The sequence below is a fragment of the Pseudarthrobacter niigatensis genome (assembly GCF_030812615.1).
Taxonomy (GTDB): domain Bacteria; phylum Actinomycetota; class Actinomycetes; order Actinomycetales; family Micrococcaceae; genus Arthrobacter; species Arthrobacter niigatensis.
The window spans coordinates 289755-315737 of the sequence record NZ_JAUSTB010000002.1 but is presented as its reverse complement, the minus strand read 5'-3'; the positions used below and the strand labels follow the sequence as shown (position 1 = coordinate 315737).

Annotated in this window: 22 protein-coding genes and 1 tRNA gene; 9 read left to right on the top strand and 14 right to left on the bottom strand. The window is 66.8% G+C overall.

Translation table 11 applies throughout. From position 1 onward, the window contains the following. Window positions 1-2 precede the first annotated feature (2 nt). The 4 genes from thrC to argS are packed head-to-tail and all read right to left on the bottom strand — an operon-like array spanning window position 3 to window position 5569. Entirely contained in the window at window positions 3-1109 is a 1107-nt protein-coding gene (gene thrC, locus J2T23_RS04510; RefSeq protein ID WP_141160045.1) for a threonine synthase, read from the bottom strand. Beyond that, on the bottom strand, window positions 1110-2426 hold the full coding sequence (locus tag J2T23_RS04505) for a homoserine dehydrogenase (protein WP_141181835.1): 1317 nt from the start codon (window positions 2424-2426) through the stop codon (window positions 1110-1112). Further along, window positions 2427-3899, bottom strand: a complete 1473-nt coding sequence (gene lysA / locus J2T23_RS04500; RefSeq protein WP_307357585.1) for a diaminopimelate decarboxylase — start codon at window positions 3897-3899, stop codon at window positions 2427-2429. 5 nt (window positions 3900-3904) lie between these two features. Next, window positions 3905-5569, bottom strand: a complete 1665-nt coding sequence (argS, locus tag J2T23_RS04495) for an arginine--tRNA ligase (protein ID WP_307357583.1) — start codon at window positions 5567-5569, stop codon at window positions 3905-3907. Between the two features lie 143 nt (window positions 5570-5712). Between argS and J2T23_RS04490 the strand changes: the two genes are divergently transcribed. The 4 genes from J2T23_RS04490 (at window position 5713) to J2T23_RS04475 (ending at window position 8858) form a co-directional block, all read left to right on the top strand. Next, window positions 5713-6234, top strand: a complete 522-nt coding sequence (locus J2T23_RS04490; RefSeq protein ID WP_307357582.1) for an FMN-binding protein — start codon at window positions 5713-5715, stop codon at window positions 6232-6234. 3 nt (window positions 6235-6237) lie between these two features. Next, window positions 6238-7110 carry an FAD:protein FMN transferase gene (locus J2T23_RS04485; RefSeq protein ID WP_307357580.1) on the top strand — a complete coding sequence of 291 codons (873 nt, stop codon included), beginning with the start codon at window positions 6238-6240 and terminating at the stop codon, window positions 7108-7110. Next, a complete protein-coding gene (locus J2T23_RS04480; RefSeq protein ID WP_307357577.1) occupies window positions 7107-8672 on the top strand; it encodes a ferredoxin--NADP reductase in 1566 nt (521 codons plus the stop codon). Before J2T23_RS04485 ends, J2T23_RS04480 begins: the two co-directional genes overlap by 4 nt. A gap of 113 nt (window positions 8673-8785) precedes the next feature. Next, window positions 8786-8858 (top strand) — tRNA-Arg (locus J2T23_RS04475). An 89-nt stretch (window positions 8859-8947) separates the two neighbouring features. Here J2T23_RS04475 and J2T23_RS04470 read toward each other — a convergent pair. Further along, complete coding sequence (locus J2T23_RS04470; RefSeq protein WP_307357575.1) at window positions 8948-9898, bottom strand: cation diffusion facilitator family transporter; 951 nt, start codon at window positions 9896-9898, stop codon at window positions 8948-8950. A 125-nt stretch (window positions 9899-10023) separates the two neighbouring features. Between J2T23_RS04470 and J2T23_RS04465 the strand changes: the two genes are divergently transcribed. From J2T23_RS04465 to hrpA, 3 genes are all read left to right on the top strand, one after another. Beyond that, window positions 10024-11076: a M4 family metallopeptidase gene (locus J2T23_RS04465; protein WP_307357572.1), complete on the top strand. Its 1053-nt coding sequence runs from the start codon at window positions 10024-10026 to the stop codon at window positions 11074-11076. A 61-nt stretch (window positions 11077-11137) separates the two neighbouring features. Further along, on the top strand, window positions 11138-11470 hold the full coding sequence (locus J2T23_RS04460) for a protealysin inhibitor emfourin (RefSeq protein ID WP_141160037.1): 333 nt from the start codon (window positions 11138-11140) through the stop codon (window positions 11468-11470). A gap of 62 nt (window positions 11471-11532) precedes the next feature. Next, window positions 11533-15513, top strand: coding sequence for an ATP-dependent RNA helicase HrpA (gene hrpA / locus J2T23_RS04455; RefSeq protein WP_307357570.1), 3981 nt, complete (start codon window positions 11533-11535; stop codon window positions 15511-15513). A gap of 69 nt (window positions 15514-15582) precedes the next feature. Here hrpA and J2T23_RS04450 read toward each other — a convergent pair whose 3' ends face one another. From J2T23_RS04450 to J2T23_RS04440, 3 genes are read right to left on the bottom strand one after another with little or no spacing between them, the layout of a single operon-like run. After that, complete coding sequence (locus J2T23_RS04450; protein WP_307357567.1) at window positions 15583-16011, bottom strand: HIT family protein; 429 nt, start codon at window positions 16009-16011, stop codon at window positions 15583-15585. Beyond that, window positions 16008-17156 (bottom strand): NAD(P)-dependent alcohol dehydrogenase, encoded by a 1149-nt coding sequence (locus J2T23_RS04445; RefSeq protein ID WP_307357566.1) that lies wholly within the window; start codon window positions 17154-17156, stop codon window positions 16008-16010. The genes J2T23_RS04450 and J2T23_RS04445 overlap by 4 nt, the downstream gene beginning before the upstream one ends. Then, on the bottom strand, window positions 17153-18046 hold the full coding sequence (locus J2T23_RS04440; RefSeq protein ID WP_307357565.1) for a sulfurtransferase: 894 nt from the start codon (window positions 18044-18046) through the stop codon (window positions 17153-17155). The genes J2T23_RS04445 and J2T23_RS04440 overlap by 4 nt, the downstream gene beginning before the upstream one ends. Window positions 18047-18137: 91 nt before the next feature. Here J2T23_RS04440 and J2T23_RS04435 point away from each other — a divergent pair, with 91 nt between their 5' ends. Beyond that, the gene (locus J2T23_RS04435) at window positions 18138-19241 is read left to right on the top strand and encodes a PLP-dependent cysteine synthase family protein (protein ID WP_370871390.1); all 1104 of its coding nucleotides are present in this window, start codon (window positions 18138-18140) and stop codon (window positions 19239-19241) included. On the opposite strand, the gene J2T23_RS04430 is transcribed toward J2T23_RS04435, so the two are convergent. Further along, complete coding sequence (locus tag J2T23_RS04430) at window positions 19238-19894, bottom strand: MBL fold metallo-hydrolase (protein ID WP_307357563.1); 657 nt, start codon at window positions 19892-19894, stop codon at window positions 19238-19240. The genes J2T23_RS04435 and J2T23_RS04430 overlap by 4 nt on opposite strands. A gap of 90 nt (window positions 19895-19984) precedes the next feature. Between J2T23_RS04430 and J2T23_RS04425 the strand changes: the two genes are divergently transcribed. Beyond that, window positions 19985-20446 (top strand): Fur family transcriptional regulator, encoded by a 462-nt coding sequence (locus J2T23_RS04425; RefSeq protein ID WP_141161536.1) that lies wholly within the window; start codon window positions 19985-19987, stop codon window positions 20444-20446. On the opposite strand, the gene J2T23_RS04420 is transcribed toward J2T23_RS04425, so the two are convergent. The 5 genes from J2T23_RS04420 to J2T23_RS04400 all read right to left on the bottom strand — a co-directional run bounded on the left by J2T23_RS04420 (window position 20424) and on the right by J2T23_RS04400 (window position 25651). Continuing rightward, window positions 20424-21308, bottom strand: coding sequence for a metal ABC transporter permease (locus J2T23_RS04420; protein ID WP_307357561.1), 885 nt, complete (start codon window positions 21306-21308; stop codon window positions 20424-20426). The genes J2T23_RS04425 and J2T23_RS04420 overlap by 23 nt on opposite strands. Next, complete coding sequence (locus J2T23_RS04415) at window positions 21308-22126, bottom strand: metal ABC transporter ATP-binding protein (RefSeq protein WP_307357559.1); 819 nt, start codon at window positions 22124-22126, stop codon at window positions 21308-21310. The genes J2T23_RS04420 and J2T23_RS04415 overlap by 1 nt, the downstream gene beginning before the upstream one ends. After that, window positions 22123-23109 carry a metal ABC transporter solute-binding protein, Zn/Mn family gene (locus tag J2T23_RS04410; RefSeq protein WP_307357557.1) on the bottom strand — a complete coding sequence of 329 codons (987 nt, stop codon included), beginning with the start codon at window positions 23107-23109 and terminating at the stop codon, window positions 22123-22125. The genes J2T23_RS04415 and J2T23_RS04410 overlap by 4 nt, the downstream gene beginning before the upstream one ends. Before the next feature lie 140 nt (window positions 23110-23249). Further along, complete coding sequence (locus tag J2T23_RS04405; protein WP_141160028.1) at window positions 23250-24320, bottom strand: hemolysin family protein; 1071 nt, start codon at window positions 24318-24320, stop codon at window positions 23250-23252. Further along, window positions 24317-25651: a hemolysin family protein gene (locus J2T23_RS04400; RefSeq protein ID WP_307357555.1), complete on the bottom strand. Its 1335-nt coding sequence runs from the start codon at window positions 25649-25651 to the stop codon at window positions 24317-24319. Before J2T23_RS04400 ends, J2T23_RS04405 begins: the two co-directional genes overlap by 4 nt. Window positions 25652-25983: the final 332 nt, after the last annotated feature.

Sequence of the window (25983 nt, the reverse complement as noted above, 5' to 3'; positions counted from 1 at the left end):
GGCTATTTTTCTTCCAGTCCCAGCTCAGCGGCCACAGTGACAACGTCATTCGGAACCTTGACCGGTTGGACGTCGTTGCCGTCTTCGGTGCGAAGGGCCCACTGCGGGTCCTTGAGGCCATGGCCGGTGACGGTAATGACGATGGTCTTTCCGCTGGGGACCTCACCGGCGGCGTGCTTCTTGAGCAGGCCCGCCACGCCGGCCGCGGATCCGGGCTCCACGAAGACGCCTTCCTTGGCTGACAGCCAGCGGTGGGCGTTCAGGATCTCCTCGTCGGTGACGGCTTCGATGAGCCCACCGGATTCGTCACGGGCGCCTACGGCACCATCCCAGGACGCCGGGTTTCCGATGCGGATGGCGGTGGCGATGGTGTCTGGTTCCGTGATGGGGTGGCCTGCGACAAACGGGGCGGCACCGGCGGCCTGGAAGCCCCACATTGCGGGCGTCTTGGTGGATACAGCGGGAAGCGTGCCGGCGGTGTCCGATTCGAAGGGGGCGCAGTACTCCTTGTAGCCCTTCCAGTAGGCCGTGATGTTGCCGGCGTTGCCCACGGGCAGAACGTGGATGTCCGGTGCATCACCCAGGGAATCGACCACTTCGAAGGCGCCGGTCTTCTGGCCCTGGATGCGGGCGGGGTTGACGGAGTTGACCAGGAAGACGGGGTAGGACTCCCCCAGCTTGCGGGCGATGTCCAGGCAGTTGTCGAAGTTGCCGTCCACCTGCAGCAAGGTGGCACCGTGCGCGATCGCCTGGCTGAGCTTGCCCATCGAGATCTTGCCCTCGGGCACCAGGACGGCGCATTTGAGGCCGGCGGCCGTGGCGTAGGCTGCGGCGGACGCGGAGGTGTTGCCGGTGGAAGCGCAGACCACGGCCTTGGCGCCGGAGGCCACCGCGGCAGTCATGGCCATGGTCATGCCCCGGTCCTTGAAGGAGCCGGTGGGGTTCATGCCCTCCACCTTCAGGTAGACCTCGGACCCGGTGAGTTCTGAGAGCTTCTGCGCGTGAACCAGAGGGGTGCCGCCCTCGCCCAGGGTGATCACCCTGGTGGACTCCGTCACGGGCAGACGGTCAGCGTATTCGCGGATGACGCCGCGCCATTGGTGAGCCACTTAGACTCCTTCTACCCGCAGAACGGATGTAACTGAATTGATGACGTCCAGGCCCTTTACGGCCTGGACGGTGGCTGCAAGGGCAGCCTCTGATGCGCGGTGGGTGACAATCCGCAGTTCGGCCGACTCCACGTTGGATTCCGCATCCCGGTGGATGGTCTGCCGCATGATTTCGATGGAGACGCCGTGCTCGGCGAACAGCTGGGCAATCCGGGCCAGCACACCGGGCTGGTCTGCAACGTCCAGGCCGATGTAGTAGCTGGTGGTGGCCGCTTCGATGGGCAGCGCCGGGACGTGGCCGGTGGTGGTTTCCGTGCGCTGGGGTCCGCCCAGGACCAGGCGGCGGGCGGCCGACACGAGATCGCCCATAACGGCTGACGCCGTGGGGGTTCCGCCGGCGCCCTGGCCGTAGAACATCAGCTCGCCGGCGTTCTCGGCTTCGATGAACACGGCGTTGAAGGCACCACGGACCGCGGCCAGCGGGTGTTCGCGCGGCAGGAGGGTGGGGTGGACACGGACGGACACGCCTTCCTTGCCGTCAACGTCGGTCAGTTTCTCCGCGATGGCCAGCAGCTTGATGACGAAGCCGGCGTCTTTCGCCGCGGCGATGTCGGCAGCGCTGACGTTTGAGATTCCCTCGCAGTGGACGTTCTCCAGGGCGAAGCGGGTGTGGAAGGAGAGCGAGGCCAGGATGGCAGCCTTGGCGGCGGCGTCGTGGCCTTCGACGTCGGCCGTGGGATCGGCTTCCGCGTAGCCAAGGCGCTGGGCCTCGGCGAGGGCGTCCGCAAACTGGGCACCGGTGGTGTCCATCTGGTCGAGGATGAAATTGGTGGTGCCGTTGACGATGCCCAGCACGCGGGTGATCCGGTCGCCCGAGAGGCTGTCGCGGATGGGGCGCAGGATCGGGATGGCTCCGGCGACGGCGGCCTCGTAGGACAGCTGGACGCCGGCCCTATCCGCCTCTTCGTAGAGCGTGGGGCCATCCTGCGCCAGGAGTGCCTTGTTTCCGGTCACCACGCAGGCGCCGTTCTGCAGCGCGGAGAGGATCAGCGTGCGGGCGGGCTCGATGCCGCCCATCAACTCGATGACAAGGTCGGCGTCCTTGACCAGCGTTTCGGCGTCGGTGGTGAAAAGATCCTGCGGCAGGTCCACGTCGCGGGGGGCGTTGACGTTGCGCACGGCGATGCCGCTGAGCTGCAGGCGGGCACCGGCGCGGGCAGCGAGGGCGTCCGCGTCCTCAATGAGGATCCGCGCAACCTGGGCTCCAACGTTGCCACAGCCCAGCAGGGCTACTTTCAGCGTTCGCATTTCCGTCATTCAGGCTCCCATGTCGCGGTTCAGCAGGTCTTCTTCGGTTTCCCCGCGGACAATCAGCCGGGAAGATCCGTCGCGCACCGCGACAACGCCCGGCCGGGCCAGATAGTTGTAGTTGCTCGAGAGGGCCCAGCAGTAGGCGCCGGTTCCCGGTACAGCAAGCAGATCACCGGCTGCCACGTCCTCGGGCAGATATACATCTCTAACAACTATGTCGCCGCTCTCGCAATGTTTGCCCACCACGCGGGACAGCTGCGGGGCGGCGCCGGACGTCCGCGAGGCCAGGACGGCCGAATAATCCGCGTCGTACAGCACCGGGCGGGCGTTGTCGCTCATGCCGCCGTCCACCGAAACATACCGGCGGGGATACGTAACGTTGTTGCCCGCGTCACCGTCGCCGGAGGTGCCGGGTACGTCCACGCGGACCGTCTTCAGCGTGCCCACTTCGTACAGCGTGAAGGTGGTGCTGCCCACGATGGCGCGTCCCGGTTCGATGGAGATGCGCGGCGCGTCGATGCCCAGCTCGGCGCAGGTGGAACGCACGACGGCGGCCATCGCGTTGGCGATCTCCGCGGCGGGGCGGGGGGTGTCCACCGGCGTGTAGGCGATCCCGTAGCCGCCGCCAAGGTCCAGTTCCGGCAGGGTGATGGAGTACTTTTCCTGCATGGCGGCCAGGAAGCGCAGCAGTTTCTCGGCGGCCAGCGCAAACCCGTCCGGCTCGAAGATCTGGGAGCCGATGTGGCAGTGCAGGCCCAGCAGCTCGATGCCAGGATGCGCTGATGCGGCTGCCACCGCTTCCTCGGCAGCGGAGATCCCGGCTTGATCGGTGGTATCGGCAGCCATCGAGAGGCCGAACTTCTGGTCCTCGTGGGCGGTGGCGATGAATTCGTGCGTGTGGGCATGCACGCCGGGGGTGAGCCGCAGCATGACCTTCGCCTGCTCCCCGCGCCCCTGCGCGATCGCGCCGACCCGCACGAGCTCATCAAGGCTGTCCACCACGATCCGCCCCAGGCCCATGTCAAGCGCCCGGTGGATCTCGCCGTCGGACTTGTTGTTGCCGTGCAGGGCGACGTCCGCGCCGGGAATTCCGGCCCGGTAGGCCACGGCGAGTTCGCCGCCCGAGGCCGTGTCCAGCCGCAGCCCTTCTTCCTCCACCCAGCGCACCACCGCGGTGCAGAGGAATGACTTGCCGGCGTAGTAGACATCCACTCCCCCGCAGATATCCGCGAAGGCGTCATTGAAGGCGTCGCTGAATGCCCTGGCGCGGGCACGGAAGTCGTTCTCGCTCATCACGAAAAGCGGGGTCCCGTATTGCCGCTGCAACTCGCTGACGGGGATGCCGCCGATGCTGAGTTCACCGTCCCCGTTGCGTGCTGCGTCGCCGGCCCACATCGGTTCGTGGAGGGCATTGAGGTCATCCGGAACGGTAAGCCATTCCGGGGCAAGCGGAGATCCCTGTGCTGCTGCGTGCGGCATCGGTCCTACATCCGTTCCGGCGCGGAAACGCCCAGGAGGTCAAGGCCGTTCGCCAGTACCTGGCTGGTGGCGTCATTCAGCCAGAGCCGGGTGCGGTTGAGGTCCGTGACGGGTTCTTCACCCATGGGGGCAATGCGGCAGGCGTCGTACCAGCGGTGGTAGGCCCCGGCGATGGCCTCGAGGTGGCGCGCCACGCGGTGCGGTTCGCGCAGTTCCGCGGCCTTGGCCACGATGGAAGGGTAGCTGCCCAGGTAGGAGAGCAGCTCGTTTTCCGTAGCGTGGTCCAGGAGCGAGGCGTCGAAGCTGTCCTGGGCGTCCACCTGGCGTTCGACGCCGGCAGCCACCGCGTTGCGCGCGGCGCCGCGGGAACGGGCGTGGGCGTACTGGACGTAGAACACTGGGTTCTCGTTGCTGTGCTTCTTCAGCAGCTCCGGATCAAGCGTCAACGGCGAGTCGGCGGGGAAACGGGCCAGGGAGTAGCGGACGGCATCCTTGCCCAGCCACTCAATCAGGTCCTTGAGCTCGATGATGTTGCCCGCGCGCTTGGACAGCTTGGCTCCATTTACCGAAACCAGCTGGCCAATCAGCACCTCGATGTTGACTTCTGGATCATCCCCGGCCGCGGCCGCAATGGCCTTGAGCCGGTTGATGTAGCCGTGGTGGTCGGCGCCCAGGAGGTAGATCTTTTCCGTGAAGCCGCGGTCCTTCTTGGACAGGTAGTAGGCGGCGTCCGCGGCGAAGTAGGTGGGCTCGCCGTTGGCGCGGATCATCACGCGGTCCTTGTCGTCGCCAAAGTCCGTGGTCCGCAGCCAGACCGCACCGCCGTCGTCGAACACGTGGCCCTGCTCGCGAAGGCGCGCCACGGCGCTCTCGATCGCGCCGGCGTCGTGCAGTTCCTGCTCGGAGAAGAAGACGTCGAACTCGACGCCGAACTCTGCCAGCGTGGCCTTGATGTCCTTCATCTGGGCTTCATAGGCCGCGGCCCGGATGACGGGCAGGGCCGCAACTTCGGTGAGCTCGCGGATGTCGGGGTGGGCGGTGAGCACTTCGTGGCCAAGGTCCGCGATGTACTGCCCGGGGTAGCCGCCGTCGGGCACGGGAAGGCCGTGCAGCCGGTTATAGACGGAGGTGGCGAAGGTGTTCATCTGCGAGCCGGCGTCGTTGATGTAGTACTCCGCAGTGACGTCGGCGCCGGAGGCGCGCAACACCCGGGCAATCGAGTCACCCAGGGCTGCCCAGCGGGTGTGTCCGATGTGCAGCGGCCCGGTGGGATTGGCGGACACGAACTCCATGTTGACCGTGCGGCCGGCGAGCGCCGTATTGGTGCCGTAGCTCCGGCCGGCCTCAACGATGGCCTTGGCCAGGGCACCGGCTGCCGCGGCGTCAACGGTGATGTTCAGGAATCCCGGGCCGGCGATGTCCACGGCGGAAACACCATTGATGGACTTCAGCCGGGCACTGAGGATGGCAGCGAATTCACGCGGGTTGGTCCCTGCCGGCTTGGCGAGCTGGAGGGCGATGTTGGTGGCCCAGTCGCCGTGGTCCCTGTTCTTGGGTCGCTCCACGCGCACCTCAGCAGGAATTGCTGATTCCGCAAGGGCGATTTCGCCGGCGGCGACGGCGTCCTTGAGGCAGGCGGATATGGCGAGGGAAAGTTCTTCGGGAGTCACCCCCCTAGCCTACCGGGGGCCAGTGACAGCAAAGAATTTAACGCCGGCCGAAGCCCCGGGGCGAACCTTTCGGGCAGATCCGGCGTTATGCAGAGCGTAGCCACTGCCGCACGGCATGACCTCAGAGTGAAACGAGAGCCTTCATGAGACCCTCCACCCGTAAAAGCCCGTCCATATCCGCAGGCTCCCCGGCAGCGGGCGGCGCCCTCCGCCGGACCCTCTACGCCGGAATCGCCGGCTTGTCACTGGCCGGAACCGTGGCGGGCTGTGCACCCTCGGCGGCCGAGGCCCCGTCGGCCACCAACGGCGCCCCCGGAAACTCCTCCGCCGCGCCGTCGGGCGGCTCCACCGCCCTGGCCGGCAGCGGTGGCAGCTACAAGGACGGCACCTACAGCGCGGACGGCAACTACGTTTCCCCCAACGGCACGGAGACGGTCGGCGTGCAGTTGACCCTCGCCGCGGGAAGAGTCACCGATGTGCAGATCACCCAGCACCCGTCCAACCCGAATACCCGCAAGTTCCAGGGTGAGTTCGCCGGCGGCATCGCGGCGCAGGTGGTGGGCAAGAACCTCGACGAGCTCAACGTTTCCAAGGTTGCCGGCTCCTCCCTGACCAGCGGAGGCTTCAACCAGGCCGTGGGCAAGATCAAGTCGGAGGCGCAGTAGGCGGTGTCCGGCACGGACTGGGAGGGCTTTGCGTTCCAGGGGATCGGCACCGACTGGGAGATCTCCACTCACCTGCCCTTGACGGCGGCGTTGCGGGAGAGCCTCCTGGACCACATTGAAAGGTTCGACGCCGCGTGGTCCCGGTTCAGGGCCGACTCGCTGGTGGCGGCGATGGCCCGCGCACCGGGACGCTACCGGTTTCCCGACGAGGCCGCAGCGCTCGGCCCGTTGTATTCCACCCTGTACGGTTTGACCGACGGCGCCATGACGCCGCTGATCGGCAGCAGCCTGGAACGGCTGGGGTACGATCCCGCCTACTCGCTCCGGCCGGCAGGTCCGCCACTCCCGGCGCCCGCCTGGGAGTCGGTCCTCAGCTGGTCCGGGACCAGCCTGACGGCCAGTGAGCCGGTGGTGCTGGACATCGGCGCCGCCGGCAAGGGTTTGTTGGTGGACCTGCTGGCCGCCGAACTGGAGGGCGCCGGCACCGGATCCTTCATCATTGATGCCAGCGGCGACCTGCTGGTCCGCGGCCCGGACCCCGTCAGTGTTGCCCTCGAACACCCCTACAACCCGGCCCAGGCCATCGGCGTCGTGGAGCTGGACGGGCGGGCCCTGTGTGCTTCCGCGGCCAACCGGCGTGCTTGGGGCGACGGACTGCACCACGTCCTGGACGGAACCACCGGGCAGCCGGTGCGGACCGCCGTCGCCACCTGGGCGCTGGCGGAAACAGCCATGGTCGCCGATGCCCTCGCCACCGCCCTCTTCTTCGTTCCGGGCGCCCTGCTCGCGGACACGTTCGATTTTTCCTGGCTGACAGTCTTTTCCGACGGCAGTGCAACCTACTCAGCCGAATTCGAAGGGAAGCTGTTCTCATGAGTTCCGTGGACACACCCCAAACCGGCCCGGTTCCCTCCCTGAGGGGACGAATAGGGACCGCCGTGGGCAGGTTCACCATGTACCGGCTTATCCTCCTGGTCCTGGCCGCCCTTGCCGCCTACAGCCTGCTCCTTGACGTGCTGGGCTGGCTGACGTTCGGCATCCCCGAAATGCTGGCACACCTGGCACTGTGCCTGGGAATGACCTGGGCCACCAACCGGGCGCTTGCGGCGCTCTTCCGGGTTAATCCCCACACCGAGTCCTCCCTGATCACAGGACTGCTGCTCTACTTCCTGTTCTGGCCCTCCCTGCAGCCGATGGACCTGGCGGGGGTGGCGCTGGCGTGCGTCCTGGCGTCGGCGTCGAAATACGCATTGGCGTGGCGCGGACGGCACATCTTCAATCCTGCCGCGGCGGGCGCCTTCGCCACCGGCCTGACCGGGCTGAACGTCGCCACCTGGTGGGCGGCCACTCCGGCCATGCTCTGGCTGCTGGTGCCGGGCGTGCTGCTGGTCCTGAACCGCACGCGCAAGCTGTTGATGGCAGCCGTGTTCACAATCGTTGCAACCGCCATCATCAACGTTGAGCTGCTTCGCTCCGGCATGACCGTCGGGATGGGCCTCTGGCAGGCCCTCGCGCAGCGTCCGGTGCTCTTCTTCGTGGGTTTCATGCTGACCGAGCCCCTCACACTGCCGCCGCGGCGACGCCAGCAGCTGGTCCTTGCCGGCGTGGTGGGAGTGCTCTTCGCGCTCCCGTGGAACCTGGGTCCTGTGGCGAACTCCCCCGAGGCGGCGCTGCTGGCGGGCAACCTGCTGGCCTTCCTGTCCGGCCAGCGCGGGGCCGTGAAGCTCCGGTTTGCTGGAAGCCGCCCGCTGACGCCCACCACTGCCGAGTTCTCTTTCGAGCCCGCCAGGCCGGTGCGTTTCCTCCCCGGACAATACATGGAGCTGGACCTCCCGCACGCCAGGCCGGATGGGAAAGGCCGGCGCCGCGTGTTCAGCCTGACCGGTTCCCCTGGCGGGCGCCTGGTGTCCTTTGGCGTCCGCACGGCCGGTCCGGCGTCTGCGGCAAAGGAGGCGCTCCTGGCACTGCGGCCCGGCGACCCAGTGACGGCCACGGCGGTGGGCGGCGACTTTGTCCTGCCGCGGGATCCCCGCCGGCCGGTACTGCTCATCGCCGCAGGCATCGGCATCACGCCATTCGTGTCCCACCTGTCCTCCGGCGCCTTGCGGGAGCGGGATGCCATCCTCCTGCTCCTGGCCAGGAGCGCTGACGAAGTTCCCTACACAGACGAACTCCGGTCATCCGGCCTCCCGGTGATGGTGATGCTGGCAGACGGCTCCCGGCCGCCGTCGGGCCTGGCCTCAGCTTCACCCGGGGCGCGCGGCGAGCCCGGCCCTCCCGGCCGGCTGGATGGAAAGGCGCTTGCAGCGCTTGTCCCGGACATTGCCCGCCGGGAGGTCTACGTCTCCGGCTCCCCGGCAAGCGTCGCATCCCTGCGCCGGGCAGCGCGGCACGCAGGTGCGCGCAGGGTCAGAACCGACTCTTTCGCCGGCTACTGAGGCCTCGCCGGCAGCCGCCGCGGACAAGACCCTGCGCCTGTTTTCCCTTGCGGGCCACCTTCCTGCTAAGCTCTAGGACGTCCCGCCGGGAACGGCAGGATATCCGGAAAATTGCCCTCGTAGCTCAGGGGATAGAGCGTCTGCCTCCGGAGCAGAAGGCCGTAGGTTCGAATCCTACCGAGGGCACATGGAAACCCCCGCCGCTTCTTGGAGCGGCGGGGGTTTTTCGTTCCCCGGGGTCCCCCCGCCCTGCGCCGATCACCCCCGGAACAGGGTCAGAAATTCAGTGCCGGCTCATCAAGGGTTGCCAGGGTCAGCACGGCTTCTTCAACCGTTGCGTGGTCCTCCAGCTCCCGCTCGATCCTGCGCAGGGCCACTGCCACCTCATGCTCCGGATGGTCCCCCTCCAGGTCCACCGCCGCCACCAGGTACAGCTTGCGCGGACCAACGAATTCCAGGTGCAGGTAGGTGAGCCGGGCGATGTCGCGGTGCTCCAGCACCCGCCGCGCCATGGAACGCTCAATATCGGGCGTGACGCCCTGGCCCACCAGGAAGCGCCGGTTCCGGTCGATCAGGACCACGGCGACGACGGCGAGCAACACGCCCACGGCGATCGAACCAATCGCATCGGGCAGCGGCGACCCGGTGACCTGGTGCAGGAACACGCCCACGAACGCTATGACAAGGCCGATCAGCGCCGCGGCATCCTCCGCAAAGACGGCGCGCAGCGTGGGATCAGAGCTGATGAGGACCTGTTCAAGGGTGTGCCGTTCCAGTTCGTGCGCCGCTTTCCGGGTTTGGCGGAACGCCTGGACGAAGGAGATCCCTTCGAAGACGAAAGCCACCGCCAGGACGATGTAGGCCACCATGAAGTCGGCGGCCGGCTCAGGGGAAACTATTTCCTGGATGCCGTGCATGATGGACACCACCGCACCTGCCGTAAAGAGGCCGAACGCGGCGAACATCGACCAGACGTAGGCTTCGCGGCCGTATCCCATGGGATGCCCCTGGTCCCGGGGCCGGGCTGACCGCCGTTCCGCGAAAAACAGGAACACCTGGTTGCCCGTGTCCGCCCAGGAGTGCGCCGCCTCCGCCGCCATCGAAGCCGAGCCGGAGAGGACGGCCGCCACCGACTTTGCCGCCGCCACCAGCACATTCGCCACGAAGGCGATGATGACCGTCAGCAGGGTGGAACTGGACTTGGTTCGCTTTTCGGATTCAGCCATGCGCCTACCGTACCCAGCGCGGGCTGCTGCAGCCCGTTGCAGGCTGCCGAATTCCTGGCGGTGGCGTCCCTCCCAATGTCGGAGCCCGCTCGTAGGCTGGGTCCACCTAGATGAGGGGGTACGCCATGCACGTTCCGTTCTGTTCAATCGTTCCGCCGTACATGTTGCGGCTGCTGGCGCAGCAGGATGCGCCGGAGTTCTCTTCCGCGGCCAGCGCCGCCAGGAAAGCACTGGTCCACGTCGAATCGTTCCAGGCGGCCCGTTCACAGGCTGTTCCGGCCCTTCCGCCCGGACTGCGGCAGGACAAGCCGGGGCCGGTCAAGCGGGCCATCTACGATGCCGGCGGCGAGGAAACCCTCCCGGGCAATCCTGTCCGCAAGGAAGGCGGAGCCGCCACGGGAGATGCCGCCACTGACGAAGCCTATGACGGGCTCGGATCCACTCACCGGCTCTATGCCGACGCCTTCGGGCGGGATTCGGTGGACGGCCGCGGACTGAAGCTGGACGCCACGGTGCACTTTGGCAAGCTGTACGACAATGCCTTCTGGAACGGCAGCCAGATGGTCTTTGGCGACGGCGACGGAGATGTCTTCGAACGGTTCACCAAGTCCCTGAGCGTCATAGGGCACGAACTGGCCCACGGCGTCACCCAGTACTCGGCCGGGCTTGCCTACCGGAACCAGGCCGGCGCCCTGAACGAATCCATGTCCGACGTCTTTGGCGCGCTCGTTGAGCAGCACGTGGAGAACCAAACGGCAGCGCAGGCCAGCTGGCTGATCGGGGAAGGGCTCTTCACGCCGAAGGTCCAGGGACAGGCGCTGCGGTCCATGAAAGCGCCGGGGACCGCATACGACGACGACGTCCTGGGCAAGGACCCGCAGCCTGACTCCATGGACTCCTACGTCCGGACCAGCGCAGACAACGGCGGCGTCCACATCAACTCAGGCATCCCCAACCGCGCCTTCTACCTGGTGGCGGACGCGCTGGGCGGCTACGCGTGGGAGGCCCCGGGCCGCATCTGGTACGAGACCCTGACCAACGGTTCCCTGCCACCGTCGGCAACCTTCAGCGTCTTCGCCCGTGCCACGGTGCGCGCCGCCACGGACCTGTTCGGTTCCGGGTCCACGGAGCATGACGCCGTAGGGACGGCGTGGGAAACTGTAAAGGTCAAACTTTAACCGTTGCCCCGGCGCCCCCTCCATCGGCTCCGGGTCCGGATGGAAGCCCAGGGGCCAGGCCATGAAGATCAAGGTGGAACGCACGGGCGGAATCGCGGCGATCACGCGGGTATGGACGGTGGACGCCCGGACGGACAGCGACCTCAGCCAGTGGCAGCCCCTCGTCGAGGCTTGCCCGTGGGATGCGGTTCCCAGCACCCCACGGGCAGCAGCGGCGGCCTTCGCGCCGCCCCAGCCGGACCGCTTCATCTACTCCATCACCGCAGGGCAGCGCCGGGCTGCCCTCCCCGAACAAGCCCTCACCGGACCCTGGCGCATCCTGGTTGACACCGCGCGGGCCGCCGCGGAGGAAGCCGGCGGACCGCTTCCCGGTGCTGGCAGCGGCCCTGCCTGAGGGCGGCCGGCGGCCCGGAGCCGAAGGAGGCGGTTCCCCACGGCAGTAGACTGTCTGCAGCCATGACTTTTCATATCTCCTATCCCGCTGAGCTGCCGGTTTCCGAGCGCCGCGAGGACCTGATGGCCGCCATCGCCGCCAACCAGGTGACCATCATTGCCGGCGAAACCGGCTCCGGAAAGACCACCCAGATCCCCAAGATGTGCCTGGAGCTGGGGCTGGGCGAGCATGGCCTCATCGGGCACACCCAGCCGCGCCGGCTGGCAGCGCGGACGGTAGCGGAGCGCATCGCGGAGGAGCTCGGCGTCGAGATCGGCCAGGAAGTAGGCTTCCAGGTCCGTTTCACGGGCGAGGTCAGCAAGGCGACCAAGGTCAAACTCATGACCGACGGCATCCTGCTCGCCGAGATCCAGCGGGACAAGCTGCTGCGGAAATACAGCACCATCATCATTGACGAGGCCCACGAACGCAGCCTCAACATCGACTTCATCCTGGGCTACCTCAAGCGGGTCCTCCCCCAGCGGCCCGACCTGAAGGTCATCATCACCTCGGCCACCATTGATCCCGAACGGTTCGCCCAACACTTCGGCACCCCGGAAGACCCGGCCCCCATTGTTGAGGTGTCCGGCCGGACCTACCCGGTGGAAATCCGGTACCGCCCCCTCTCGCAGCCGAAAGAGGACGAAGAAGACGCCTCGGACGATGAACTTGAAGAGGACCGGGATCCGCTGGACGCCGTCTGCGATGCCGTGGACGAGCTTGCCGCCGAAGCCCCGGGTGACATCCTGGTGTTCTTCTCGGGCGAGCGCGAAATCCGGGACGCCGCAGAAGCATTGCAGGCCCGCATCCAGTCCAACCGCAGGCTGGCAAACACCGAGATCCTTCCGCTCTTTGCGCGCTTGAGCCTGCAGGAGCAGCACAAGGTGTTCCATCCCGGCAGCAAGCGCCGGATCGTGCTGGCCACCAACGTGGCGGAGACGTCCCTGACGGTTCCCGGCATCAAGTACGTCATCGATACCGGCACCGCCCGCATTTCCCGGTATTCGCACCGCACCAAGGTCCAGCGCCTGCCCATCGAGCGCGTCTCGCAGGCATCGGCCAACCAGCGTTCGGGCCGCTGCGGCCGTGTTTCCGACGGCATCGCCATCCGCCTCTACTCCGAGGAAGACTTCGAATCACGGCCCCGGTTCACCGACCCTGAGATCCTGCGGACCAACCTCGCAGCCGTCATCCTCCAGATGACGGCCATGGGCGTGGCCAGGGGTCCCAAGGACGTCGAGGACTTTCCCTTCGTCGAACCGCCGGAAACCCGCGCCATCAACGACGGCGTCACCCTCCTTCGCGAGCTTGGCGCCCTGGCACCCCCTCGAGCCCACGGCACCGGCACCAAGCCTGAAGCAGCCGCCGGCCGGGGCGGAACCACGGGCGGCGGCCTGACCGCCGTCGGGCAGAAACTTGCCCAGCTCCCCGTGGATCCCCGCCTGGGCCGCATGATCGTGGAAGCGGGAAAGAGGGGCTGTGTCCGCGAAGTCATGGTGCTGGCGGCCGCGCTCACCATCCAGGACCCGCGCGAACGGCCAACCGACAAGCAACAACTGGCTGCGGAAAAGCACAACCGCTTCCGGGACGAAAACTCGGACTTCACCGGCTACCTCAATCTTTGGAACTACCTGCAGGAGAAGCAGCAGGAGCTGTCGTCATCGGCTTTCCGCAGGCTGTGCCGGACCGAGTTCATCAACTACCTGCGCGTGCGGGAATGGCAGGACCTCTTCACCCAGCTGCGGCAGCTGGCCCGTCCGCTGGGGATCACGCTGGACAACAAGCGCCTGGCGGATCCCGTGGGCAACCACGACGGCATCCATATCAGCCTGCTCTCCGGACTCCTGAGCCACATCGGCATCCTGGACGAGCGCAAGCGCGAATATGCCGGCGCCCGCGGCAGCCGCTTCGCGATCTTCCCCGGATCGGCGCTGTTCAGGAAGTCCCCCACGTTTGTCATGGCGGCCGAGCTGGTGGAGACCAGCCGGCTTTGGGCCAGGGTGGCCGCCAAATTCGATCCGGTATGGGCCGAACAGGTAGCCCCGGACCTGGTGAAGCGCAGCTACAGCGAACCACACTGGTCCACCAAACAGGGCGCAGTCATGGCCTATGAAAAGGTCACCCTCTATGGCGTTCCGATCATCGCCCAGCGGCGAATCAATTACGGCCGGGTGGATCCGGTGGTTGCCCGTGAATTGTTCATCAGGCACGCCCTGGTGGAAGGTGACTGGCGCACCCACCACAAGTTTTTCCACCGCAACCGGGCGCTCCTGCACGAGGTGGAGGAACTTGAGGCCCGCATGCGCCGGCGGGACCTGCTGGTGGATGATGAGACGCTGTTCGAGTTCTACGACGCCAGGATCGGCCCCGATGTTGTCTCCGAACGGCACTTCGACAAGTGGTGGAAGGACGCCCGGCGGGAGGACCCGGACCTCCTGGATTACGACAAGTCGCTGCTGCTCAGTGACGACGCCGAGGACCTGGACGAGTCCGCCTACCCCAAGACGTGGCTGCACAAGGGCTTCGAGCTTCCACTGACATACGAATTCCACCCGGTGGCACCTGGGTCCGCGCCCGACCCTTCCGACGGCGTGACGGCCGAGGTGCCCGTCCTATTCCTGAACCAGCTCGACGACGCCCCCTTCCGCTGGCTCATCCCGGGCCAGCGGGTGGAGCTGGTAACCGCCCTGATCAAGTCGCTGCCCAAGCAGGTCCGCAAGAACTTCGTCCCGGCGCCCGATGTTGCCCGGCAGGCCGTTGCCGTGCTCGAGTCCGATTTCGATCCCGCCACGGACGAACTGGAACCTTCGCTGGAACTGGCGTTACGGCGGATCCGCGGAGCGGTCATCCCACCCGGCTCATGGAACTGGGACGCCGTTCCCCCGCACCTGCGCGTCAGTTTCAAGGTGGTGGACAGCAAGGGCAAGGTCTTGGGCGAAGGCAAGGACCTCGTCGGCCTCCAGGAGCAGCTGGCGCCCGCCACCCGCCGTGCCATCGCCGAGTCTCTTGGTGCCACCCCCGCCTCCACCGTGCGGGGCGGCGCCAGCACTGCGCAGCGCCGCAACGGCAAGGCGTCCGACGCCGGGTCACCGGCCGGTCAGCAGGGCACCGGAGTGCCGGGCAGCGCGGGATTCGTCGAGCAGGACGGCCTGACCGAATGGACCGTCGGCACCATTGAGCGCCAGGTGAGCAGCATGGTCAAGGGCCACACGGTCACCGGATATCCGGCGCTGGTGGACCAGGGAACGTCGGTGTCCCTGCGCGTGTTCCAGACGGCCGGGGAACAGCTCGACGCCATGCGCGGCGGTGTGATCAGGTTGCTGGCCCTGCGCGTTCCGGCACCGGACCGCTATGTCCTGGAGCACCTGAGCAATACCGAGAAACTCACTTTCAGCCAGAACCCGCACGGCTCGGTGGCAGCCCTGATCGCCGACTGCGCACTGGCGGCCATCGACAAGCTCACCCCTGCTGAACTCCCCTGGGACCGCAAGGCCTTCGATGCGCTGTATGAGGTGGTGCGCGCGGAACTGATCGACACGGTCTTCTCCGTCACCGCCGTCGTCGAGCGCATCCTGGCCAGCACCCGGCGGATCGAAAAGCAGCTCAAGGGCACCACGAGCCTCGCCCTGATCAGCGCGCTGAACGACATCAGGAGCCAGCTGGAGCAACTCGTCTATCCAGGTTTTGTGGCACGCACGGGCTACGCCCAGCTCAGCCAGCTGCCACGGTATCTTGCAGCGATCGAGAAGCGGCTGGAGCGCCTGCCCGGGAACGTCCAGCGCGATGCCCTGAACATGGCGGTGGTGCAGCGGCTCGAGGACGACTATGACGATGCCGTGTCCGCGCTGCTGCCCGGACGGCGTGCCGGACAGGAGTTAACCCAGGTGCGCTGGATGTTTGAGGAGCTCCGGGTCAGCCTCTTCGCCGTCGAGCTGGGAACTGCCTACTCCGTGTCCGAGAAGCGGATCCGGACCGTGCTCAACAAGGCCTTGGCCCCAGCCTGAGCGGCGCCCCGTGTGCCCTGCCCTGGGTGCCCGGCATGCAAAGGCCGGGCACCCAGCAGAAAGCCGCCGTCAGGCCGCCGGAACGGATTCGCCGTAACCGGCCGCCCGGAGCCCTTCGCGCAGCTTCTCGGCGTTGGCGTCCAGCACGGCGGGATCCGGGTTCTGGTCCGCTGAGCCGAAGTCGAAGTCGGCCATGCTCCGCGACGGCCATACGTGTACATGCAGGTGGTTGACTTCGTAGCCCGCGACGATCAGGCCGGCTCGCCTGGCGCCGAAGGTATCCACCTGGACCGCACCGATCCGCCGCGCCACTTCCATGACCCGGGCCAGGGTCTCCGGCGACGCGTCGGTCCAGCGGTCCACTTCTTCGGTGGGGACCACCAGGGTGTGGCCGTCGGCGAGCGGTCCGGTGGTGAGGAACGCCGCAACGTCGTCCTCGCGCCAGACGAACCGGCCGGGAATTTCGCCCTTCAGGATCTTCGTGAACAGCGTGCTCATGCGTCTGCCTCCTCGGCTGCTGCCTGCAGCGTGCTGGTGTCCAGCACGAACCGGTACTTGACGTCCCCAGCGACCATCCGGTCGTAGGCTTCATTCAGCTGGCCGGCGGCCACCACCTCGATGTCGGCAACCACGCCGTGCTCCGCGCAGAAGTCGAGCATTTCCTGGGTTTCGGCGATCCCGCCAATCAGTGATCCCGCGTAGGCGATGCGGCGCCGGATCAGTGCACCCGGATTGACCGGCGGCATGGCGTCGGAGGGCAGCCCCAGCTGGAAGAGTGCTCCGTCCACGCGCAAGGTGCGGAAGAAGGGGTTCAGGTCGTGAGGTGCCGCGACGGTGTCGATAATGAGATCGATGGTGCGGTTCGCGGCGGCCATGGCTGCCCCGTCCCGGGACAGGACAACATCGTCCGCCCCAAGTTCCAGGGCGGCCGCAACCTTCGATTCGGAGGTGGTGAAAACCACCACCTTTGCGCCCATGGCCTTTGCCAGCTTGACGGCCATGTGGCCGAGCCCACCCAGCCCCACGACGCCCACGACGTCGCCTTCTTCGACGTCGAAATGCCGCAGCGGCGAGAAAGTGGTGACACCGGCGCACAACAGCGGCGCGACGGCGGCAGGGTCCAGCGAGTCCGGGACACGGAGGACGTAGCGGCGGTCCACGACGATGGACGACGAATAGCCGCCCTGGGTGATGGCGTCGCCGTTGCGCCGGTCCTTTGCGCCGTAGGTGCCGGTCATGCCGTTTTCGCAGTACTGCTCAAGGCCGTCCAGGCAGCTCTCACATTCCCGGCAGGAGTCCACCATGCACCCAACGCCGACGCGGTCGCCCACGGCGAAGTCGGTGACGTTCGAACCGGTCCTGCTGACCGTTCCCACGATTTCGTGGCCGGGGACCAACGGGTAAGTCTGGCCTCCCCACTCTCCACGGGTGGCGTGGACGTCCGAATGGCAGAGCCCGCAGAAGTCGATGGCGATCTCCACGTCGTCCGGCTTGGGGGCGCGCCGGGCGACTGTCAGCGGCACCAACCCGCTGTCGCCGGACACTGCGCCGTAGGCGGCAGCGCGAATGCCGGCTTCGGAGCCTGCGGGTGCGGGTGGGATGGGGTTGGCTAGGGGCGGTGGTACGGGACGTCCTGGTGTCATAGTGCGACGCTACCCCCGGCTCCACCGGAGTTTCCACCCGGGCCCGGGCCGGTCCCCGGTTCCGGGCCCGTTGCCACCGGCAGCTCCGGGCGGTTTGACCACTCCGAGAAGGAGCCCGGGTAGAGGGCAGCGGAGAACCCGGCCAGTTCCAGCGCGGCCACCTCGTGCGCGGCCGTGACGCCGGAGCCGCAGTAGACAGCTGCCGGCCGGCTGTCCTGGACCCCCAGCGATTCGAACCTCCTCCGCAGCTCCGCCGGCGGAAGGAACCGCCCGGAACCGTCCACGTTCGCGGCGGTCGGAGCGCTGACGGCTCCGGGGATGTGGCCGGCACGGGGGTCGACGGGTTCCACCTCGCCCGGGTACCGCTCCCCCGCCCTTGCGTCGAGCAACAGGCCGCCCTGCGGCCAGGTGGCGGCAGCACCGCCGTCGATTACGGGCATCTGCCCGCTGCCCAACTCCACGTCGCCGGGGACAGGATGGACCGGTCCCGCCTCAAGCGGCAAGCCTGCGGCACGCCAGGCGCCCAGGCCGCCGTCGAGCAGGTACACCTCCGCCAGCCCGGCGTCGCCCAGCATCCACCACACCCTTGCCGCCGCCATGTTGGCGCTGTCATCGTAGGCAACCACGACGTCACCATTCCGCAGGCCCCACCGGCGGGCCGACTCCTGGAAGCGCGCGCGGGACGGCAGCGGGTGGCGCCCCCGGTCCGGAACGGCCGGATCCGCAAGCTCCGTGGCCAGGTCAACGAACACGGCGCCCGGCAGGTGCCCGGCAAGATAGTGGTCGTGGCCATGCGCGTCGCCCAGCGCCCAGCGCACGTCCAGCAGCACCGTCCGGCGCCCGGCGGCGAGCCTGGCTTCAAGGCCGGGGACGTCAATCAGCGGATTCATGGAGCTCCTTCTGCAGGATCCGGGCCACCTGCCGGCGCAGGCAACGGTCCAACTCTAAACGGGCAAATCCGGCTGCGGGTAGGCTGGTGCGGTGACGATCGAGGGCAGCACCGGCACGGGCAGCGGCGGAACGGACCGGGACTGGGCGGACCGGGCCATCCGCACCATCATGGCGGAGAACAACCGTTCCGCGGACACCCATCTCTACTCGGTGGCGCTGCCGGAGCATTGGGGCATCCAGCTGTACCTCAAGGACGAGTCCACGCACCGGTCCGGCAGCCTCAAGCACCGGCTGGCCAGGTCGCTGTTCCTGTTCGGCCTGGTCAACGGCTGGATCAGGGCGGACACCACCATCGTGGAAGCCTCCAGCGGAAGTACCGCCGTTTCGGAGGCGTACTTCGCCCAGCTGCTGGGCCTCCCGTTCATCGCCGTCATGGCGCGCACCACCAGCCCGGAGAAGATCGCCCTGATCGAACAGTTCGGCGGCTCGTGTTTGCTGGTGGAAAACGCCTCTGACGTGTACTCGGTGGCCGAAGACGTGGCAGCCACCTGCAACGGGCATTACATGGACCAGTTCACCTACGCCGAGCGGGCGACGGACTGGCGCGGCAACAACAATATCGCCGAATCGATTTTCGGCCAGCTGGACCTGGAGCCGCACCCGGTGCCTGAATGGATCGTGGTAGGCGCCGGCACCGGTGGAACGAGCGCCACAATCGGCAGGTACCTGCGCTACCACAGCCATCCCACCAGGCTGCTGGTGGTCGACCCGGAAAACTCCGCTTTCTATCCCGGCTGGCTGGGGGAATCAACCGGAAAGCCCACCGGCCTGCCGTCCCGGATCGAAGGCATCGGCCGGGCGCGGATGGAGCCAAGTTTCATTCCCACCGTCATCGACAGGATGGTCCAGGTGCCGGACGCGGCGTCGGTGGCCGCGATGCGGCACCTGAGGTCCTATGCCGGACTGCACGCCGGGCCGTCCACCGGCACCAACCTCTGGGGTGTGTGGCAGACAATTTCCGGCATGCTCTCGGAGGGCCGCCGGGGAAGCATCGTGTCGTTGATGTGCGACGGCGGCGAACGCTACGCGGGCAACTACTGGAACCAGGACTGGCTGGCTTCCCAGGGGCTGGATCCGGCGCCGCATGAAGCAGTAATCAGCCGCTTCCTGGACACCGGGGACTGGACCGGCTAGACCTCCACGGACTCGCGTGGTGCAAGGTGCCGGTACTCCGTGCCGTACTTGGCCCCGATCCGCTTGACATGCCCCTCAACGATGCCCAAACCGGTGTCGTTGAGCAGCCCGTCATGGATCTGGAACGCCCGCGGCGCACGCACGCCGATCACAAAGTCCACTACCTCGGCGGCCTTGCTCCAGGGCGCGTGCAGCGGCACCAGGAGTGTCTGGACCTGGCTTCCGTCCGGGATGACGAAGGAATCCCCTGGGTGGTAGAGGTTCTGGTCCACCAGGAAACCGATGTTGGCCACCATGGGAATTTGCGGGTGGATCAGGGCATGCTGGCCGCCGAAGCTGCGGATGTCGAAGCCCGCCGCCTGGAAGGACTGGCCGGGTTCCACGGTGTAAATTCGGTCCGCGGCGCTGGGAGCATCCTCGCGCAGTTGCTGTGCCACGCCCGCGGGAGCGTGAAGCTCGAGGTCCGGGTTGCCGTGCAGGGCTTCGACCACGGCCTTGGTGTCCAGATGGTCGGCGTGTTCGTGGGTTACCAGGACAGCCTGCGCTCCGGGCAGCGCCTCTGCGGTTTCGGAAAAGGTGCCTGGATCGAGGACCAGGACCCCGCCCTCCTTCTCGAGCCGGACACAGGCGTGGGTGTATTTGGTCAGCTTCATGGACGCCAGCCTAGGGTTCGTACCGGAACGCTGTCCATGAAGTTCAGGCTGGTAATCTTGATGTTTGCCCCCAAGGAAGCGAGTTCGTCCATGCCGATCGGCGTCAAGGCTGATTCCGCCGCCCCGTCCCCGGCGGGAGGCGGCAAGGAACAGCGGGTTACCAAGCAGCGCAAAGCCGTCAGTGCTGCCCTGGACCGCCTGGATGACTTTGTCAGCACGCAGGAGCTCTACCGGATCCTGCAGAACCAGGGCGTGTCGGTTTCACTCGCTACTGCGTACCGGATCCTGCAGTCCCTCGCTGATGAGGGCCTCGTTGACGTGCTGCGCAACGGCGACGGCGAGGCCGTGTACCGTCGCTGTGCGGTGACCGCACACCACCACCACCTGCTCTGCAGGAACTGCGGAAAAGCTGTTGAAGTCGAAGCCCCGGCCGTAGAGACCTGGGCTGTTCGCACAGCTGCCGAGCACGGATTCACCGAAGTGGACCACACCGTGGAAATTTTCGGGCTGTGCCCGGACTGCACCGTCCTTAAGGCTGCCGGGAAGCTGTAAGCACACGCCCGTTGAGGCCACGGGCCTCGCGCACGGACCCGATGGCACGGCACACCACATAAATCAGGAACGACAACGTGGTGACATAGGGGCTGATGGGAATCCGGCCGCCCAGGGCCAGCAGGATTCCACCCACCGTGGCGGACACTGCGAAGACCACGCTGAGGACCACCGCCACCGCCGGCGAGGAGGTGACCCGGAGCGCGGCGGCCGCGGGGGTGATGAGCAGGGCGAGCACCAGCAGGGCGCCAACCACCTGGATGGACAGGGCCACACTGACGCCCAGGATGATCATGAACACGATCGCCAGGCTGCGGACGGGCACTCCACGGGCCTCGGCGAGTTCGGGATCCACGCTGGCGAAGTTCAGCGGGCGCCAGATGGCCACCAGCACGAGCATGACGACGACGGCCGTCACGGCGAGTGCCTGCAGCTGGATGGTGTCCACGGAGACGATTTGGCCGGTCAGCAGGCCGAACTTGTTCGCGGCACGGCCCTGGTACAGGGACAGGAACAGGATTCCCAGGCCCAGCCCGAACGGCATGATGACCCCGATGATCGAGTTCTTGTCGCGTGCACGGACCCCCATCAGCCCCAGCAGCAGCGCCGCCGCCACCGACCCCACCAGCGAGCCGAAGACCACATCCGCCCCGACCAGCAGGGCGAACGCGGCTCCGGCGAAGGAGAGCTCGGAAATGCCGTGGACGGCGAAGGCAAGATCACGCTTCATGACGAAAGTGCCTACCAGTCCACCAAGGAGCCCCAGGATGGCCCCCGCCCAGATGGAGTTCTGGACCAGGACCAGCAGTTCGCCGTAGTTGTCGAAATTGAAGATGGCCCCCAGGATGCTGTCGGCGTCCATTAGGCCACCTCCCCTGCCATCGTGTCCGCCTCCGCGTGGTGGTGATGGGTGGTGGCGTCGGGGAGGCCGACCACCACGATCCGGCCATTGGCGCGGATCACCTCCACATGGCTGCCGTAGAGATCCGACAGGACTTCGGTGGTCATGACCTCGTCTGGCGCCCCGACGCGGAACCGTCCCCCGGCCAGGTAGAGGACCCGGTCCACATATTCGATGATCGGATTGATTTCGTGGGTAACGAAAACGACGGCGCTGTTGTGTTCCCGGCTTTGCTTGCTGATCAGGGCGCTCACTGCCTGCTGGTGGTGCAGGTCAAGGGACAGCAGCGGCTCGTCGCAAAGCAGGACCTGGGGATCGGTGGCCAGGGCCTGCGCCACGCGAAGCCGCTGCTGCTCGCCGCCGGAAAGCTGCCCAACCGGGACGTTGGCGTAGTCGGAGGCTCCCACAAGCTCAAGGAGCTGGTCCACCTGGCGGCTGGTCCTGGCCGACGAGAGCCGGATACCCCAGCGGTGGCCGTCCACTCCGAGTGCCACCAGGTCCCGGGCCCGCATGGGCGTGTCAGGTGCAAAGGATTTCTGCTGGGGAATGTAGCCGATCAGGCTGCTGCCGCGCTCCACGGGGCGCCCGCCCAGGGCCGCTTCGCCCGAGTGCAGCTTCTGCAGGCCCAGCAGGACCTTGAGGAAGCTGGTCTTGCCGCTGCCGTTGGGGCCGAGCACCGCGAAGAACTCACCTGGCCTGATGTCGAGGTCGAGGTCCTCCCAGAGCGTGCGCTGGCCGAACTTGAGGCACGCCCCTTTGAGGCTGACGACGGATTTCACCTGTTTGTCTCCAGAACCTTGCCGATGTTGTTCACATTGTCCGTCATCCACTGCAGGTAGGTCTTGCCTTCGGGCAGTGTCTCCGTGAAGTCCACGACGGGAACTCCGGCGTTCTCGGCTGCTTTCTTCAGCGCTTCAGTCTGGGGACCTTCCGTCTGGGCGTTGTAGGCAAGCAGGCGGACTGCCTTGGATCCCACGAGGTCCGTGGCTTCCTTCAGGACGGCGGGAGGAACGTCGGTGCCCTCCTCAATGGCCGCCGTGTACTGTCCGGGCGTCGCGTTGTCCAGCCCCGCGTCCGCCAGCATGTACAGCGGTACCGGCTCGGTGACTGCCACCGTGCCCCCGCCACGCGAGGCCTTCATGGCATCGAGCCGGCCGTGCAGGGCAGACAGGGAGGACTTGAAGGAGTCCGCGTTTGCGGTGAAGGTTGCCGCAGAGCCGGGGTCCAGCGCTGCCAGCTTTCCGGCGATGGCGTCTGCGAGCCGCTCCATCGCAGGAAGGCTGTACCAGACGTGCTCGTTGAGGTCACCGTGGTCGTGGCCATCGTGCGAGCCGGCAGCGTCCGTGCCGGCCGGTTGCGGTGACGGGGCAGCGTCGCCGGGATGGGCAAGGCCGGAAACGTCGACGGCGGTCAGCACCGAGGCGCTGTCAAGCTTGCTGCCCTCCACCAGGGTGTGGATGAAGTCGTCGTATCCCCCGCCGTTCTCAATGACAAGCCTGGCCTTGGACACCGCCAGCCGGTCCTGGGCGGTTGCCTCGTAGGAGTGCGGATCCTGGCCCGCATTGTTAATGATGGCGGTCACCTTCACCTTGTCCCCGCCGATAGTCCGGGCGATGTCACCGTAGACGTTGGTGGACGCCACCACGGCGATCCCCTGTGCCGGGTCAGCGGTTTGCGAGGGCTGGGGACTGCAGGCACTGAGCAGGAGGCCAACACCCGCGAGGGCGGCAAGGAAAGAGCTGGCAGCGGCTGGACGGCGCACGGAAAACCTCAGTTCACGCAGGATGGGGGGACAACACTGCCAGCCTATACCTAAATGCGAATGATTCCTATTTAGGTTCGGTTGCCAGGGACTGCGGCGGGGGCACCCCTTGCCGGATGGCAGGGGGCACCTCCCGGGCCTCAGTTGCCGTTCGGCTGTCCCAGGCGGCGGATGCCGGTGGCCTGCGTTGCATCGCGGATTTCGCCGACCAGTTGCTCGATCACGTCCTCCAGGAACAGGACCCCGCGCGTGGTGCCGTCCGGCCCAATCACGCGCGCAAGGTGGGAACCCGTGCGCTGCATGACGGACATGGCCTTCTCGATCTCGTCGCCCAGCGCCAGGTTTGCCAGTGACCGGACCCGGCTCTCCGCGATGGGCAGCTCGTAGGCGGACTCCGGGATGGACAGCACGTCCTTGACATGGAGGTAGCCGTACAGCATGTCCTCATCATCCAGCATGGGGAACCGGGAGAAACCCGTACGGCTCACGGCCTTCTCGAACTCCACGGGCGTGGTGGAGGCGCCCAGCATGACCAGGTTCCCGATCGGGACCATGATGTCCTCCGCGGTGTGCTCCGAGAACTCGAGCGCTCCGGTAATGAGCCCGGCGTCGTCGTCCACGAGCCCGTGGCGGGTGGATTCCTGGACGATCGACTGGACCTCCTCCAGGGTGAACGAGGACGTGACTTCGTCCTTGGGTTCGATCCGCATCAGTTTGAGGATGTGGTTGGCTGACCAGTTCAGGACCGAGATCACGGGATGCACCAGCCGTGAGACGAACAGCAGCGGCGGCGCCAGGAAGAGTGCTGCCTTGTCCGCCACGGACACCGAGATGTTCTTGGGAACCATCTCGCCGAAGGTGACGTGCAGGAAAGTCACCAGCATCAGGGCCACGGCGAAGGCTGCAACATCAGCCGCTTCCGCCGGCAGGCCCACCGTTTCAATGGGGACGGCCAGCAGGTGGTGGATGGCCGGCTCGGCCACCAGCAGGATCAGCAGCGAACAGACCGTGATGCCCAGCTGCGCACAGGCCAGCATCAGGGACACATTTTCCATGGCGCGCAGGGTGGTCTGGGCGCGCTTCGAGCCGGTATCAGCCAGCGGTTCGATCTGGCTGCGGCGCGCGGACATGATGGCGAACTCGGCCGCCACGAAGAAAGCGTTGCCCAGCAGGAGGACGCCCAGCCACAGGATTCCCGCCCAGTCACTCATGGATTGCTCCCGTTGTCGGCATCCTGCGCAGCGGGTTCGCCGGCGGGATGGAAACAGATGCGGTCGATCCTGCGGCCGTCCATCCTGGTCACGCTGAGTGTGCCGCCGTTCACCGGGACAGTGTCGCCTACTGCCCCGATCCTGCCGAGTTTGCTCATGACGTAGCCGCCCACGGTTTCATAGGCAGCTTCGTCGGGAACGCTGAGGCCTGGAATCTGTTCGGACAATTCGTCGGGACGGAGAAGCCCCGGGAAGTACCAGTCGCCGGAGGCGCTTTGCAGGAGCCCCGGGCGGACTTTGTCGTGTTCGTCCGCCACTTCGCCGACAATTTCCTCCACCAGGTCCTCCAGGGTGGCGATGCCGGCGGTGCCCCCGTACTCGTCCAGCACGACGGCAAGCTGCAGGTTTCCCTCCCGGAGCTCGGCCAGCAGCGCGTCCAGATGGATGGTTTCGGGCACGCGGAGCACCTCTGTCATGATGGCGCCCGCTTCAAGGTTTTGCCGGCGGTCCCATGGAACGGCAACCGCCTTCTTGACGTGCACCAGGCCGCGGATGTCGTCGGCCGACTCACCGATGACGGGGAACCGCGAGTAGCCGGTCCTGCGCGCAGCATCCACGACGTCGGAGACGGGCTGGTCGGCGTCGATCGTCTCCAGCCGGATCCGGGGCGTCATGACGTCCGCAGCCGTCCGGGTGGAGAAGTTCAGCGTCCGGGCAATGAAGTTCGCCGTCCCGGCATCGAGCGTTCCCATGGCAGCGGACCTGCGGACCAGCGAGGCCAGCTCTGCCGGCGTCCGTGCCCCGGAAATCTCCTCTTTGGCTTCCAGGCCGAACACGTGCAGCACCTTGTTCGAGAATCCGTTGAGCACCAGGATCGCCGGCTTGAAGATGGTGGTGAAAACAAGCTGGGGGCCGGCCAGGGCACGGCCCACGGGAAACGCGAGGGCGATGGCCATGTTTTTCGGTACCAGCTCGCCCAGGAGCATGGACAGCAGGGTTGCCAGCACCATCGCCAGGATCAGGGACACGGATTCCACCGCGACGTCGGGAAGTCCGACGGCGACCAGCGGCGCACGGAGGAGCCGGCCAACCGAGGGTTCCATGACGTAGCCGGTGAGCAAAGTGGTCAGCGTGATGCCAAGCTGGCAGCTGGACAGCTGGGTTGACAGGGACTTGAGGCAGGTGAGCAAAGGCACCGCGCCCGTATCGCCGTCGTCAATGGCGCGCTGGACGGTGGCCTGGTCCAGGGCGATAAGGGAGAACTCGACGGCCACGAAGAATCCCGTACCGGCGATCAGCAGCAGGCCTGCTGCAAGAAGGAGCCACTCCATTCAGCATCCCGCCTGGGGCGGGGAGGAAAAGAGGGTGGAAAAACTGTTTCGTCCCGGCGGAGGATGATCGGCAGATACCGACGCTTGCTCCGTGCGGGTTGCGGCAAGCTGGGCCGTGGGCTGGTGATGGGCGCGTTGTCGGGGTTTGCCGGCTCTGGGGGCGGACTGCGCGGCGCTGCTCTTCAAGCTCCGCTGGCAGCGCCCAGGCCGGCACCTAGATTTACTGTCCATAAGAATTTCAGTCTACAGGAGCAGCCCCCCGGCCGGACGCCCGGGAACGGGCCGGAGGCGCCCATTCCGCCCGCCTCGGAAACCCCTCGGCCGGCGGTCCT

Bases quoted from the DNA above. Each gene is read 5' to 3' on its own strand.
- J2T23_RS04440 (WP_307357565.1), bottom strand. From the start codon at position 18,046: ATGAATCCGCTGATTGACGTCCCCGGCCTTGAAGCCAGGCTCGCCGCC.
- lysA (WP_307357585.1), bottom strand. From the start codon at position 3,899: ATGCCGCACGCAGCAGCACAGGGATCTCCGCTTGCCCCGGAATGGCTT.
- J2T23_RS04465 (WP_307357572.1), top strand. From the start codon at position 10,024: ATGCACGTTCCGTTCTGTTCAATCGTTCCGCCGTACATGTTGCGGCTG.
- J2T23_RS04400 (WP_307357555.1), bottom strand. From the start codon at position 25,651: ATGGAGTGGCTCCTTCTTGCAGCAGGCCTGCTGCTGATCGCCGGTACG.
- J2T23_RS04470 (WP_307357575.1), bottom strand. From the start codon at position 9,898: ATGGCTGAATCCGAAAAGCGAACCAAGTCCAGTTCCACCCTGCTGACG.
- J2T23_RS04420 (WP_307357561.1), bottom strand. From the start codon at position 21,308: ATGGACGCCGACAGCATCCTGGGGGCCATCTTCAATTTCGACAACTAC.
- J2T23_RS04425 (WP_141161536.1), top strand. From the start codon at position 19,985: ATGCCGATCGGCGTCAAGGCTGATTCCGCCGCCCCGTCCCCGGCGGGA.
- J2T23_RS04405 (WP_141160028.1), bottom strand. From the start codon at position 24,320: ATGAGTGACTGGGCGGGAATCCTGTGGCTGGGCGTCCTCCTGCTGGGC.
- J2T23_RS04505 (WP_141181835.1), bottom strand. From the start codon at position 2,426: ATGACGGAAATGCGAACGCTGAAAGTAGCCCTGCTGGGCTGTGGCAAC.
- J2T23_RS04490 (WP_307357582.1), top strand. From the start codon at position 5,713: ATGAGACCCTCCACCCGTAAAAGCCCGTCCATATCCGCAGGCTCCCCG.
- J2T23_RS04460 (WP_141160037.1), top strand. From the start codon at position 11,138: ATGAAGATCAAGGTGGAACGCACGGGCGGAATCGCGGCGATCACGCGG.
- J2T23_RS04480 (WP_307357577.1), top strand. From the start codon at position 7,107: ATGAGTTCCGTGGACACACCCCAAACCGGCCCGGTTCCCTCCCTGAGG.
- J2T23_RS04450 (WP_307357567.1), bottom strand. From the start codon at position 16,011: ATGAGCACGCTGTTCACGAAGATCCTGAAGGGCGAAATTCCCGGCCGG.
- hrpA (WP_307357570.1), top strand. From the start codon at position 11,533: ATGACTTTTCATATCTCCTATCCCGCTGAGCTGCCGGTTTCCGAGCGC.
- J2T23_RS04430 (WP_307357563.1), bottom strand. From the start codon at position 19,894: ATGAAGCTGACCAAATACACCCACGCCTGTGTCCGGCTCGAGAAGGAG.
- J2T23_RS04445 (WP_307357566.1), bottom strand. From the start codon at position 17,156: ATGACACCAGGACGTCCCGTACCACCGCCCCTAGCCAACCCCATCCCA.